The sequence below is a fragment of the Curtobacterium sp. MCLR17_031 genome (assembly GCF_003234775.2).
GTDB classification, from domain to species: domain Bacteria; phylum Actinomycetota; class Actinomycetes; order Actinomycetales; family Microbacteriaceae; genus Curtobacterium; species Curtobacterium flaccumfaciens.
This window is the reverse complement of sequence record NZ_CP126270.1, coordinates 524630-537800: the sequence shown is the minus strand read 5'-3', so window position 1 is coordinate 537800 and position 13171 is coordinate 524630. Positions and strand designations below refer to the sequence as shown.

Below are 13171 nucleotides of genomic sequence, written 5' to 3'. Positions count from 1 at the left end.
GGGGCATCACGGATGTCGAACAGATCGACGCAGATGCTTGACCAGGTGGTCATGACCAGGCATGATCTGCGACTCGTGTCCGGCGCGTGGGAGGGACCGCCTGGAGGCCCGGTGCCGGTCCGCCGGACCGGCCCGGGGCCTCCAGTGCGCGCGTCCACCGCACGCGTCAGACGGCCGCCAGGGCGGACGTCGGCGGGATCCGCGCCGCGCGTGCCGCCGGGTAGAGCCCGGAGACCCCGCCGATCACGACCGTGGCGCCGAGTCCGCCGACGACGGCCCACACCGGCAGTGCGACCGGCCACCCCTGCGTGACGGCGAACACCACCGTCACTGCGACGCCGAGCACGACGCCGGCCAGCCCGCCGAGGAACGACAGCAGCAAGGACTCGACCAGGAACTGGTCGCGGATGCTCCGACGACGGGCTCCCAGCGCACGACGGACGCCCACCTCGGCGCGGCGTTCCAGGACGGTGATCACCATCGTGTTCGCCACCCCGATGCCACCGACGAGCAGCGCCACCCCGCCGATGCCGACCAGCAGTCCGGTGAAGGAGTCGTCCGTGGCGTCCTTCGCTGCCAACGCGTCCGACGGCCGGGTCACGCCGACGTCCTGCGGTGCCCCGGGTCGGACCGCACCGGCGAGCAGGTCCCGCGACCGTTCGACGTGCGCCGGGTCGACACGCGTGTAGACCGCGGTCGGGGCCCCGTCGAAGCCCAGCTGCCCGGCGAACCCGCGGGGCACGAACACCTGCGAGTCGAGGTCCTCGGCGAGCGCGACGGGGTCGAGCACCCCGACCACCTGCACCCACCGCCCGCCGATCCAGACCCGGCTGTCCGGACGCAGGTCCTCCATGCCGAGGACCGCGGCCGCCCGTGCCCCCAGGACGACCTGTGGCGGCGCCCCGGCGGTGTCGTCGATCCACCGCCCGGCTGCGAGCTGCCCGCCGAGGACCCGTGGGACGTCGCCCCACGCGGCGACCACGCCGAGGCCCTTGGTCTCGGGCGCCGGGACGTGGTCGTTCCGGTACACACCGGTGTCCGGCACGGTGCCGACCGCCGCGGCCGAATGGACGTCGTCCTGCCGCAGCACCGACTCGAGTGCGGTGGACGGCAGCGGGACCGGTTCGCCGAGGCCCTGCGCCTGGGTGAGGGTGAGCACGTTCGTGCCGAGCGTGTCGAGCACCTGGTCGACCTTCGCCTTGCTCGACGACGAGATCCCGACGACCGCGAGCATCGCCGCGATGCCGATCGCGATGCCCAGCGCGGACAGCACGACGCGACCCGGACGGGTCCGCAGCCCGAAGACGCCGAGGCGGAGCAGGTCGACCGCGCCCACGGACCGACGCCGGCTCATCGGGCGGCCTCGGGCTCGATCATGCCGTCGCGCATCCGGACCTGCCGGGGCAGCGACGCCGCCAGGCCGAGGTCGTGCGTGATGACCACGACCGTCGTGCCCGCCGCGTTGAGCTCGCGCAGGAGTTCGACGACCGCGGCACCGGACGCCGTGTCGAGTGCACCCGTCGGTTCGTCGGCGAGCAGGATCGTCGGGTCGCCCACGACGGCCCGCGCGATGGCGACGCGTTGGCGTTCCCCGCCGGAGAGCTGGTGCGGTCGGTGGTCCCCCCGGTGCGCCAGGCCCACGCGCCCCAGGGCCTCGACCGCCAGACGGTGCCGCTCGCGCCGGGGCACGCCCTGGTAGAGCAGGCCGTCGGCGACGTTCTCGGTGGCGGTCGCGCCGGCCTGCAGGTGGAAGTGCTGGAAGACGAACCCGATGTGGTCGGCTCGGAGTCCGGACAGGGCGTCGTCGGACATCGTCGCGACGTCGTTGCCGGCGATCGTCACCGTGCCGGACGTCGGACGGTCGAGGGTCCCGACGACGTTGAGCATCGTCGACTTGCCCGACCCCGACGGGCCGACGACCGCGACGAGTTCGCCGGCGGTGACCTCGAGCGACACCCCGCGCAGGGCTCCGACGTCGCCGTAGGTCTTCGTGACGTCCCGGAGCGACAGCACGGCGGCGGTGGGCCGCACGGCGGCGCTCATCCGGGCACCACCACGCGGTCGCCGACGGCCAGGTCACCCGTGACCGCGATCCGTCCGTCCGCGCTGAAGCCGGGCTCGACCCGGACCCGCTCCGTCCTGCCGTCCCGCTGCACGACGTCGACGGCGTACCGGCCACCGGCACCCGCGACGAGTGCGGCGACCGGCACGGACAGGACGTCGTGCTCGGTGGTGCCCTCCGCGTCCACCTGCGCGGACGCTGCCGCCGGCAGCGTGCGCTTCCCCGGGTCGAACGACACCGAGACGTCGACGGCCGTGCCGCCGTCCTCGCTCGTCGTCGGCTGCACGCCGACGACCGAACCCGGCATCGCCGCCCCGGCACCGTTCACCCGGACCTCGACGTCGGAGCCGACCGCGAGCCGCTCCGCATCGCGCTGGGGAACGGTCGCCGTGACGACGCGCCGGGTGCTCGTGACCTGCAGCACATCGGACGCCGCACCCGCGCCGGCACCAGCGCCACCGACACCCGCTCCCGCTCCGCCGGCGATCCGTTCCCCGAGTCGACCGTCGACCGAGGCGACCCGGACGGCGCCGTCCACGAAGGCGACGTCGTCCGCCGTCAGGACCGCGGTCACCTCGTGTCCGCGGTCCTGCTGCCACCGCCGGACAGCTCGCTCGGTCCGTGGACCGAACCGGTCGTCCACGGACACGTCGTACCCGAGCGCGGCCAGGTTCTCGTTGAGCTGCCGCACGTCGGCGCCCTGCAGCCCACGCTCCAGGTCCCGCCAGAGCGGCACGGTGCCGTACATCGACCGGACGTCCCGCTCGTCCACGGCGTACAGGGCCCCGTCGCGTTCGATGACGTCACCGGCGCGGGGCAGCCAGGTGATCGTCCCGGCTGCGGCACCGGGGACCCCCGTCGCCGCGCCGTACCCGAGGGTCCCGGCGAACACCTTCGAGTCGGTCAGGTCGCCGCGCGTGACCGTGGCGGTGGCTCCGGTCGACGTGGTCCCGCCGCGCGACCCGCTGCTGGCCGAGGCTCCCGGACCACTCGGCACCGCGGCGAGGACCCACGTCCCGGCCCCCGCGGCCACCGCCGCGACGAGGCACACCGACACGATGGTCCGGCGTCGGGCGCGACGGTGGGTCACGACCCGGCTCCGCCCTGGACGGCCTCGAACGCCGCTTCGGTGCACGGCCCGGCGGCATCGTCGAACGCCTGCTGGTCATCCGGTTGGAACCGCATCTGCGCGTCCTGGTCGTCCGGGTAGCCCGGGAACCCCTGCTCCCGCAAGCACTCCGCGGTCTTCCGGGCGATCTCCTCGCTGCCCGGCATCGGCTGCGCTGCCTGCGCGTCGCCGGCCACTGCGGAGTCGTCGAGGCAGCCCTTGAGGTCCTCCTGGTACTGCTCGGGGTCGACACCGTCGGGTGCGCTGAGCTGCATCGACCCACCGCCGGTACCCGGGTCGGGCATGTCGTAGCCCCGGTCCCGCATGCACTCGGCGAGGGCGACGCCGGGTGCCGCACCGCCGGACGCCGCAGTCCCGCCGGCGTCCGGTGACGCGTCCGAGCAGCCGACGAGGAACAGGGGCAGCAGCACGACGGCCGCGGCCGCGCTCATCAGGGACCGGGTGCGCCGGGTGGTCGTCTTCGTGGTGTGGTTCATGCCTCCAGCACACCGGAACAGCTGTTTCGCCCCGCGTGCACGTCGGGTTGCACCGACGAAACACGGACCCGGACGAGCAGCCCGCCCGTCGGCCGTGCGGTGATCGACAGCTCCCACCCGTGCGCGTGCACGATGGCGGCCACGATCGACAGGCCCAGTCCGCTGTGCTGCCCGCGTGCGTCGTCCGTCCCGCCGCGGCGGAACGGTTCGACGAGCAACCCCGCCTCGTCCGCCGCGACCACCGGCCCGCCGTTCTCGACGACGAAGCCGTCCGGCTCCGTGGCCACCAGGACGGTGCCGCCGGGTTCGTTGTACTCGACGGCGTTGCCGACCAGGTTGCCGAGCAGCTGCCGCAGCAGCGTCGGCTCCCCCGGGACGACCAGGCCGGGAGGCCCGGTGCGGCGCTCGTGGGTCAGGGTCACCCCTGCCTCGGCCGCGTCCCGGGCCGTCCCCGCGACGACCTCGGCGGTCACCTCGTCGAGGTCGACGGCGCGCGTCGCGCCCGCCAGGCCACGATCGGCCTCGGCGAGCACGAGCAACGACTCGACCAACCGCTCGGTCCGGCGGTTCTGCTCGAGCAGCTCCGCCCGGACCGCTCGGACGTCCGCGGGGTCGGCGTCGTCGTGCAGGCCGATCTGCACGGCTGCGCGCTGCACCGCGAGGGGCGTCCGGAGTTCGTGGGACGCCTGGGCGACGAACCGGCGCTGGCTCTCGAACGCGGTCTCCAGGCGGGCCAGCAGGTCGTCGACGGTGCGCGAGAGCCGCCGGAGCTCGTCGTCGGGACCGTCCAGCGCGATGCGCTCGTGCAGGTTCGACGCCGAGATGCGGTTGGTGGTCGCGGTGATCCGGTCGATGGGTCGGAGGACCCGGCGGCTGACGAGCCAACCGATGCCCCCGGCCGCGAGCCCGGCGCCCGCGATGCCGATCGCGGACCACTGCCACTGCTGCACGGCCACGAGCCGGATCACCGCCACCGCACCGTCGTCGTCGGTTCCGTCGACCTCGATCGGTGCCGGAGCGGTCGTGGCGCCCTGCGACCCGGACGGCGGGCGCTGCACGGCCGCGGTGTCGAGGCCGGCACCGACACCGGCCAGCGACATGGTGTTCGTGAAGACGACGACCCCGGTCGCCAGCGCCATGGCCGCGAGCGCGAACGTCAGGGCCGTCCGGGTCCGGATGCTCCAGCCCCGGGCCCACCGGCTCACAGCGCGTAGCCCTGGCCCGGCACCGTGCGGATCGGGTCGGGGTCCCCGAGCTTCCGGCGGAGCTTCGACATCGTCACCCGGACCGCGGCGGTGAACGGGTCGGTGTTCACGTCCCATACCTTCTCGAGCAGGTGCTCGGCGGAGACGATCCTGCCGTCCGCACGGAGCAGGGTCTCGAGCACCCCGAGCTCCTTCGAGGTCAGGTCGAGCGGGCGACCGTCGCGTGTGGCCATCCGCCGGTTCGTGTCGACGACGAACCCCGCACGCTCGAGCACCGGGGCGACGGGTGCGACGCTCCGTCGACCGAGCGCGCGGACCCGGGCGACGAGTTCCGGGTACTCGAACGGCTTGGTCAGGTAGTCGTCGGCACCGAGCTCGAGCCCGTGCACACGGTCGCTCAACGTCGTCGCGGCGGTGAGCAGGAGGATCCGCGTGAGTGCGCCGCGCGCGGTGAGCCGCCGTGCGACCTCGTCGCCGTGCAGACCGGGGACGTCACGGTCGAGCACGACGACGTCGTAGTCGTGCACCGCCAGCAGCTCGTCGGCGTCGTCGCCCCGGTAGGTGACGTCCACCGCCATGTCCTGCCGTGTCAGGCCCGTCGCGATCAAGTCGGCGAGGGCTCGTTCGTCATCCACCACGAGTACGCGCATCGATACATCACACGTGACGTACCTTTGCCTGACCTGGGAAGCGGATCAGGCGTCGAACGGCACCTCGCCGTGGTCACTGACGCCGGCGCGCTGCCGGTAGGACAGGTGTCCGCCGAGGTACCCGCCGACACTGACGACGGCGAGACCCGCGAAGCCGAGCAGCTTGCCGGCGCCGTGGTTGCCGCGCTTCCGCTGCAGCCATGACAGGCCGTACAGCGACAGGCCGGTCCAGTTCACGGCCTGGTGCACCCATCCGGTGCGGAGCTGCTCGCGGTTCAGCTCGGACCAGTCGACGTAGCCGGCGACCGAGGCACTGCTCGCCGACAGGACGCCGACGCCGACCAGGGTCTTGGCGGCCTTCGCGTTGCCCTTCCCGCCGACCAGGTCGAGCACCGCGGCGGAGATCCAGGCACCGAGGGGCACCTGCACCATGAGCGGGTGGATCGGGTGGCCGAACGGCACGCCGTGCAGCAGCTGGCGCAGGGCCTTCGGCTTGGCGAGGGCGTTCACGACGGCACGGTCGATGTCGACGGCCTTGTCGAGCACGCTCGCGTGCTCGACGGCGTCGGTGAGGCGACGGATCGCGCGGATCTCAGGCATGCCGTGGACGGTAGACGACCGGCCCGCCACCGGTCCCAGGAACCGGTGACGGGCCTCCCGTCCGTCTTGGTGGGCTACTCCTCGACGATCTCTGCCAGCTCGAAGGGCTCGACCGTCAGGCCGTCGCCGTCCGCCGCGACGTCCACCCGGACGGTGTCGCCGTCACGGACGTCACCCGACAGGATCGCGCGGGCCAACCGGTCGTCGATCTGCCGCTGCATCAGGCGGCGGAGCGGCCGCGCACCGTAGAGCGGGTCGTACCCGCGCTCGGCCAGCCAGCCGCGCGCCTCGGGGGTGACGGCGAGCTCGAGCCGGCGGTCGGTCAGCCGACGGGCCAGCCGGTCGACGTAGAGCGACACGATCTGCCCGAGGTCGTCGGCCGTCAGGGCCTGGAACACCACGATGTCGTCGAGACGGTTGATGAACTCCGGCCGGAACGCCTGCTGCACGAGCTCACGGACCGCCTCTTCCCGCTGCGCGTCGCTCAGGGACAGGTCGGTCATGAACTGCGACCCCAGGTTCGACGTGAGCACCAGGATCGTGTTCCGGAAGTCGACCGTGCGCCCTTGGCCGTCGGTCAGTCGCCCGTCGTCGAGCACCTGCAGCAGCACGTCGAACACCTCGGGGTGCGCCTTCTCGATCTCGTCGAGCAGGATCACCGAGTACGGACGGCGGCGGACCGCCTCGGTGAGCTGTCCACCGGCCTCGTACCCGACGTACCCGGGCGGGGCACCGATCAGGCGGGCCACGGAGTGCTTCTCGCCGTACTCGCTCATGTCGATGCGGACGAGGGCCTTCTCGTCGTCGAACAGGAACTCGGCGAGCGCCTTGGCCAGCTCGGTCTTGCCGACGCCCGTCGGTCCGAGGAACAGGAACGAACCGGTCGGGCGGTCGGGGTCGGAGATGCCGGCGCGGGTGCGACGGACCGCCTCGGACACGGTGGTCACGGCGGTGCGCTGCCCGATGATCCGGCGGCCGAGCTCGCTCTCGAGGTGCAGGAGCTTCTCGGTCTCGCCCTGGAGCAGCCGGCCGAGCGGGATGCCCGTCCACTGCGCGATCACGGCGGCGATGTCCTCGTCGGTGACGCTGTCGTTCACCATCCGGTCGGCGCTCTCGGCCTGTTCGGCGGCGGCGAGCTCGGCCTCGATGCGGGGCTTCTCGCCGTACTCCAGTCGGGAGACGAGTTCGTAGTCGGCCTCGCGCTGGGCGCGCTGCGACCGCATGTTCAGGTCGTCGAGCTGCTGCTTGAGCTCACCGATGCGGTTGAGGCTCGCGCGCTCGGCCTGCCAGCGCTGCTCGAGCTCGGCCAGCCGTTCCTCGCGGGTGCGCAGCTCGTTGCGCAGCGTCTCGAGGCGGGCCTTGGAGGCGTCGTCCTTCTCCTGCTTGAGGGCGAACTCCTCGACACGCAGACGGTCGACGTTCCGCTTCAGCTCGTCGATCTCGACCGGGCTGGAGTCGATCTCCATCCGGAGCCGGCTCGCGGCCTCGTCGATCAGGTCGATGGCCTTGTCGGGCAGCTGCCGGCCGGAGATGTACCGGTTCGACAGGCTCGCGGCCGCGACCAGTGCGGAGTCGTTGATCGTCACCTTGTGGTGCGCCTCGTAGCGCTCCTTGAGCCCGCGGAGGATCGCCACGGCGTCCTCGACGCTCGGCTCACCCACGTAGACCTGTTGGAAGCGACGCTCGAGCGCGGCGTCCTTCTCGATGTACTCGCGGTACTCGTCGAGGGTCGTCGCGCCGATGAGCCGGAGCTCACCGCGGGCGAGCATCGGCTTGAGCATGTTCGACGCCGCGACGGACCCCTCGCCGCCACCGGCACCCATCAGGGTGTGCAGCTCGTCGATGAACGTGATGACCTGCCCGTCGGAGTCGTTGATCTCCTTGAGCACGGCCTTGAGCCGCTCCTCGAACTCGCCGCGGTACTTGGCGCCGGCGATGAGGGCGGAGATGTCGAGCGAGATGAGCCGCTTGTCCTTGAGGGAGTCGGCGACGTCCCCGGCGACGATGCGCTGCGCGAGCCCCTCGACGACGGCGGTCTTGCCGACGCCGGGCTCGCCGATGAGCACGGGGTTGTTCTTGGTGCGGCGCGTCAGCACCTGGGAGACGCGTCGGATCTCGGAGTCGCGGCCGATCACGGGGTCGAGCTTGCCGCTGCGGGCGATCGCCGTGAGGTCGATGCCGTACTGCTCGAGGGCGGTCTTCTGCCGTTCTTGCGAGTCAGGAGCGCCCTGGAGGTTCGCCATGCGTTCCGTCCTTTCGTTGCGGTGGTCCTGGAGTTGAGTCTACTCCACTCAACTTACGTGCGCTCCGGGACATTCCGGATCCCGACGGCGCAGACGACGGCACCGGCCAGCAGCAGGAGCGCCATCACCACCATGGCCCGGTGCAGCCCGTCGACGCTCACCTCACCGCCGAGCACCACGCCGGCCAGTGCCACCGTGACGAGTCCGGCGATCCGCGCGACCGCGTTGTTCACGGCCGAACCGGACCCGGCCTCGGACTGCGGCACCGATCCGAGCACCGCACTGGTCAGGGGTGTGACCATCAGGGCGATGCCCACGCCGATCATCACCAGCCCGGGGAACACCGACCACCAGTAGCCGTTCGGGTCGTCGCCGGCGAGCAGCAGCAGGAGCGCCCCGGCCGCGCCGACCGCCGGCCCCGCGGCCATGAACCACCGCGGGCCGTACCGACCGGCGAAGGACCCGACGGCGGTGGACAGCGCGAGCAGCATGATCGTCGGCGGCAGCGTCGCGAGGCCGGCGAGCCAGGCCGGGAACCGCCAGACCTCCTGCAGGAACAGGGTGACGACGAAGAACACCATGCCGAGCGCCCCGTAGATGGACAGCGTCGCGAGGTTGCCGACCGTGAAGTTCCGCGCCCGGAACAGCTCGAGCGGCACGAGCGGCGACCCCGTCGTCCGCGTCACCCGCAGTTCCCACGGCACGAACGCCACGAGTGCGGCGGCACCGAGCACGAGCGCGCCGACCACCACGGGCGCACCCCACCCCAACCGCTCCTGTTCGATGAGGCCGAGCACGACACCACCGACACCCACGACGGCGAGCACGGCCCCGACGACGTCGATGCGCGGGCGGACGGCGGGGTGCACGTCACCGGTGATGCGCAGGACCAGCGGGATCGTCACGGCGATCGGCACCGCGGTGAGCACGAAGACCCACCGCCACCCGATGCCGTCCACCACGAGCCCGCCGACGACGGGGCCGAGGATCGTGGCCGCGCTCGACCACGCCGTCCACGTGCCGATGGCCTTCGCCTGCGCCGCTCCGCGGAACGCCGCGACGATGAGGGCGAGCGCGCTCGGCATGACGAGCGCCCCGCCGACGCCCTGCAGTGCCCGGGCGACGATGAGCACCTCGCCGGTCGGGGCGATCGCGCACACCACGGACGCGATGCCGAAGACCACGAGCCCCCACGTGATGATCCGGACGCGGCCGAACAGGTCGGACAGGCTGCCGGCGACCAGGATGAGCGAGCCGAGGGTGACCAGGTACGCGTCGACGACCCACTGCTGCACGACGAGTCCGCCGCCGAGCTCCTGCCGGATCGCGGGGAGTGCGACGTTCACGACGCTCGAGTCGAGCCCGACGACGAACGACGCCAGGATCGCCACCACCAGCACGATCCGCCGGTCGTCCCGGAGCGGCGCGACACCGTGCGGCACGGGGGCCGGAACGGGAACGGGAGCGGTCATGTGCTCATCCTGCGGCACCGGGTACCCCGCGGTCGATCCCGCACGACGAAGCCCCCGCGACCGATGTGGTCGCGGGGGCTGCCGACAGGACGGGGCTGGGTGTCCTAACGCCGGGAGTCGGTGTTGGGCTGCGCGGTCGGCCCCGGGTTCAGGACCGGACCAGCGGCGGGCTCGGTGGGGACGTTCTGGACGGTGCTGTTCTGCACCGTGCCGTCCGGAGCAGTGCCGTTGGCCTGGGCCTTCTTCTCGTCGTCGGACATCTCCTTCTTGAAGATGTTGATCGACTGGCCGAGGCCCTTGGCGAGCGCCGGGAGCTTGGTCGCGCCGAACAGCAGGATGACGATCCCGAGGATGATCAGCAGGTGAAGGCCGGTCAGGTTACCAATCATCATGACTCCTTGATCTGGAACTGGTCGCCGTCCGCTGATCGTCGTCGATCATCGCGGCGGAAGTCCGTGTCCCCCCATGGTAACTCCCCCGCCCCCGGATGCCCAGGCCGGCCCCCGGAACGGACACCGTTCGTCCAGGGAAGCGCTCCGGTCACCGCAGGACGCCGTCGATGCTCCACAGCACGGGCGCCTCGCGGAGCGCCGGGATGTCGGCCTCGGTCACACCGCCGAGCCGGAACACCACCCGCTCGCCGGGCAGCAGCGTCATGAACCCGCGGTCGACCGTGCCGTCCGCCGCGACCCGGTCCGGCTGCACCAGCAGGTCGCGGACGAGCGAGTCGGCCTCGACGGTCAGGTCCAGACCACCGTCGGCCACCGCGAACGAGGTCCGGTAGCGCGCGGGCTCCCACCGCATCGCGGCGTCGGGACCGGGAGTCCAGACCGCGCGGCGCCAGTCCATGTCCGCGATGACGAGCTCGTTGGCCGGGTCGTCGACGACACCGACCGACTCGGGCAGGGCGACGACCGCGACGCCGGCGGACGACAGCCGGACCGGCAGCGACGCTTCGGCCAGGATCGTGCCGGCCGTGGTGATCCGGCGCACCCGCACCACGCTGTCGTGCCCGGTGCGGGTCGACCGGACGGCCACCTCGACCGGTGAGGACCCGAACGCGCCGGGTGAGACGCCCAGCGAGAGCGTGTCCGCGAGCTCGCCCAGGTCAGCCGTCTCGCCGACCGCAGGCGACGCACCCGGGTGATCCGGGCCTCCAGTCCGCTCCGCACCCGACGGTCCCGACGCACCCGACGCGGCGACCGCACCCGACGCACCGGCGGTACCGGCCGCACCCGGCGTCACCGCCACCGACGACACCGGACGGATCGTCAGCAGCACGTCGTCGTAGAGCCGGCGCAGCTCGTGCGCCAGCGGCTTCAGCCGCCCCGCCGAGTCGATGGCCGACCACGACGACACCGGCCACAGGTCGTTCAGCTGCCACACCACGACACCGGTGTTGCGCGGCCAGTGGGTGCGCCAGTGCTCGATGCCGGTCGCGATCGCCCGCGCCTGCTGGAGCTGCGTCAGGTAGTGCCACGCGTCGAACGCGGCCGGGTCGACCGGGCCGAAGCGCGGCTCGAGCCCGCGGGCCAGCTTGGCCATCCCGTCCGCCGCCTTCTGGTGGTGGACCACACCGGGCGAGTCGACCCGCAGCGGCGCGTCCGTGACCGCGTCGCGCAGCGTGCGCCAGGCGGGCGGCGCCTGCCAGCCGAACTCCGACACGAACCGCGGCACCGACTCGCGGTAGGCGGTGTCGGGCAGCCGGTTCCAGACGTCCCACGAGTGGTGCGTCTCGTGGTCGACCTCGTTCGCGGGCAGCGACTCGGAGCCGGACCACGGCGACGCGACCGTGTAGAAGCGCGACGGGTCGACAGCGTCGACGATGGTCGGCAGCAGGTCGAGGTAGTAGTCGAGGCCCCAGCCCCGATCGCCCAGCTCCGCACCCCAGCCGTCGGCGTCGTGCAGCCAGATGTTCTCGTTGTTGCCGTTCCAGACCACCAGCGAGGGGTGGCGGGCGAGGCGGGCGACGTTGTCGCGTGCCTCGGCGATGACCTCGCTGCGGATCGGCTCGACCTCCGGGTAGGCCGAGCACGCGAACGGGAAGTCCTGCCAGACGAGCAGACCGAGTTCGTCGCAGACCTCGTAGAAGTCGCGCGATTCGTACACTCCGCCGCCCCAGACGCGCACGAGGTTCGTGCCGAGCGAGGCCGCGGCACCCAGCCGGGACTCGAGTCGGGCGCGGTCGACGCGCGAGACGATGACGTCGTCGGGGATCCAGTTGACGCCCCGGACGTCGATGAGCGTGCCGTTGACGTGCACGGCGAAGGGGCGACCGATGCCGTCGACCTGGGTCTCGATGCGGGTCGACCGGAACCCGGTGCGGAACGTGTCGCGGTCGAGCACCTCGCCGTCGACCGTCTGCAGCTCGACCACGACGTCGTACTGCGGCTGCGCGCCGTAGCCGCGCGGCCACCAGCGCCGCGCCTCGGGGACGCGCACGGTGACGACCGTCTCGTCGTCCTTCGGGGTCAGCTGCGCGCGGGACCGCTGGCGCGTGGTGCCGCCGTCCTCGGTCTCGCCGCTGACGGTGACGACGAGCACGAGGTCGTCGTCCTCACCGTCCTGGTCCAGGTCGTTCATGCCCGAGCGCTCGACGGTGATGTGCGCGTCGAGCACCCCCTCGCCGGCTTCGACGTCGACGAGCGGACGGACCTCGCGCAGGCGCGCGGTCGACCAACGCTCGATCGCGACCGGCCGCCAGGGGCCGCTCGTGACCGCCGTCAGGCCCCAGTCCCAGCCGAAGTTCGACGCCATCTTGCGGACGTACGGGAACGGCTCGTCGTACGGACCGGGCATGCTGCCGGCCTTCGCAGCGACCCGGCCGGCCTCGCGGTACGGCGACTCGAACAGGATCTCGAGGTCCTTCGTGGTGCCACCGGACCCCGTCTGCACCCGGGCGTCGAACCGGTACCGGCGGTGCATGTTGCGGGTCGTGCCCACGACGACGCCGTCCAGGCTGAGCTCCGCGACCGTGTCCAGGCCGTCGCAGACCAGGTCGACGCGCTCGTGGCCCCGCGGGTCGACGTCGACCGTGCGGCGGTACGCCCAGTCGGCGCGGCCGACCCACTTCGCGGCCTGCTCGTTCAGGTGGAACGTCGGGTCCGGCAGCAGCCCCTCCCGCTCCAGGTCGGTGTGGACCTGACCCGGCACCGTCGCCGGGATGGTGCGGCCCGCGACGCCGTCGGGCGCACCGGTTCCTCCGGCCATCGTCACGGTCCAGTCGTCGCGGAGTTCCTCGCGTTCGAGGGTCATGCGGGTCCTTCTCTTCGGCGGCAGGGTGTCCGTCAGCCTCGGTCGGGGACGCCGACCGGCGGTCCGACCCGTGGCCGGT

At 72.4% G+C, this 13171-nt stretch carries 11 protein-coding genes; all 11 read right to left on the bottom strand.

The window, feature by feature from the left end; all coding sequences use genetic code 11:
- Window positions 1-166: 166 nt before the first annotated feature.
- Window positions 167-1354 carry an ABC transporter permease gene (locus DEI96_RS02700; RefSeq protein WP_181440476.1) on the bottom strand — a complete coding sequence of 396 codons (1188 nt, stop codon included), beginning with the start codon at window positions 1352-1354 and terminating at the stop codon, window positions 167-169.
- Complete coding sequence (locus tag DEI96_RS02695; RefSeq protein WP_111022746.1) at window positions 1351-2043, bottom strand: ABC transporter ATP-binding protein; 693 nt, start codon at window positions 2041-2043, stop codon at window positions 1351-1353. The genes DEI96_RS02700 and DEI96_RS02695 overlap by 4 nt, the downstream gene beginning before the upstream one ends.
- Window positions 2040-3152: a peptidoglycan-binding protein gene (locus tag DEI96_RS02690; protein WP_111022745.1), complete on the bottom strand. Its 1113-nt coding sequence runs from the start codon at window positions 3150-3152 to the stop codon at window positions 2040-2042. Before DEI96_RS02690 ends, DEI96_RS02695 begins: the two co-directional genes overlap by 4 nt.
- Window positions 3149-3667: a hypothetical protein gene (locus DEI96_RS02685; RefSeq protein WP_111022744.1), complete on the bottom strand. Its 519-nt coding sequence runs from the start codon at window positions 3665-3667 to the stop codon at window positions 3149-3151. The genes DEI96_RS02690 and DEI96_RS02685 overlap by 4 nt, the downstream gene beginning before the upstream one ends.
- On the bottom strand, window positions 3664-4872 hold the full coding sequence (locus DEI96_RS02680) for a sensor histidine kinase (protein ID WP_111022743.1): 1209 nt from the start codon (window positions 4870-4872) through the stop codon (window positions 3664-3666). The genes DEI96_RS02685 and DEI96_RS02680 overlap by 4 nt, the downstream gene beginning before the upstream one ends.
- Entirely contained in the window at window positions 4869-5522 is a 654-nt protein-coding gene (locus tag DEI96_RS02675) for a response regulator transcription factor (RefSeq protein ID WP_111022742.1), read from the bottom strand. Before DEI96_RS02675 ends, DEI96_RS02680 begins: the two co-directional genes overlap by 4 nt.
- A gap of 45 nt (window positions 5523-5567) precedes the next feature.
- On the bottom strand, window positions 5568-6122 hold the full coding sequence (locus DEI96_RS02670) for a DUF2231 domain-containing protein (RefSeq protein WP_111022741.1): 555 nt from the start codon (window positions 6120-6122) through the stop codon (window positions 5568-5570).
- 74 nt (window positions 6123-6196) lie between these two features.
- Window positions 6197-8365, bottom strand: coding sequence for an ATP-dependent Clp protease ATP-binding subunit (locus DEI96_RS02665; protein WP_084740532.1), 2169 nt, complete (start codon window positions 8363-8365; stop codon window positions 6197-6199).
- 53 nt (window positions 8366-8418) lie between these two features.
- The gene (locus DEI96_RS02660) at window positions 8419-9837 is read right to left on the bottom strand and encodes an MFS transporter (protein WP_111022740.1); all 1419 of its coding nucleotides are present in this window, start codon (window positions 9835-9837) and stop codon (window positions 8419-8421) included.
- A gap of 104 nt (window positions 9838-9941) precedes the next feature.
- Window positions 9942-10226, bottom strand: coding sequence for a twin-arginine translocase TatA/TatE family subunit (gene tatA / locus DEI96_RS02655; protein WP_111022795.1), 285 nt, complete (start codon window positions 10224-10226; stop codon window positions 9942-9944).
- A gap of 151 nt (window positions 10227-10377) precedes the next feature.
- Entirely contained in the window at window positions 10378-13092 is a 2715-nt protein-coding gene (locus DEI96_RS02650) for a glycoside hydrolase family 2 protein (RefSeq protein WP_111022739.1), read from the bottom strand.
- Window positions 13093-13171: the final 79 nt, after the last annotated feature.

Excerpts from the sequence above, each read along its gene's own strand:
- DEI96_RS02700 (WP_181440476.1), bottom strand. The coding sequence starts at position 1,354 with ATGAGCCGGCGTCGGTCCGTGGGCGCGGTCGACCTGCTCCGCCTCGGC.
- DEI96_RS02695 (WP_111022746.1), bottom strand. The coding sequence starts at position 2,043 with ATGAGCGCCGCCGTGCGGCCCACCGCCGCCGTGCTGTCGCTCCGGGAC.
- DEI96_RS02685 (WP_111022744.1), bottom strand. The coding sequence starts at position 3,667 with ATGAACCACACCACGAAGACGACCACCCGGCGCACCCGGTCCCTGATG.
- DEI96_RS02675 (WP_111022742.1), bottom strand. The coding sequence starts at position 5,522 with ATGCGCGTACTCGTGGTGGATGACGAACGAGCCCTCGCCGACTTGATC.
- DEI96_RS02670 (WP_111022741.1), bottom strand. The coding sequence starts at position 6,122 with ATGCCTGAGATCCGCGCGATCCGTCGCCTCACCGACGCCGTCGAGCAC.
- DEI96_RS02665 (WP_084740532.1), bottom strand. The coding sequence starts at position 8,365 with ATGGCGAACCTCCAGGGCGCTCCTGACTCGCAAGAACGGCAGAAGACC.
- DEI96_RS02660 (WP_111022740.1), bottom strand. The coding sequence starts at position 9,837 with ATGACCGCTCCCGTTCCCGTTCCGGCCCCCGTGCCGCACGGTGTCGCG.
- tatA (WP_111022795.1), bottom strand. The coding sequence starts at position 10,226 with ATGATTGGTAACCTGACCGGCCTTCACCTGCTGATCATCCTCGGGATC.
- DEI96_RS02650 (WP_111022739.1), bottom strand. The coding sequence starts at position 13,092 with ATGACCCTCGAACGCGAGGAACTCCGCGACGACTGGACCGTGACGATG.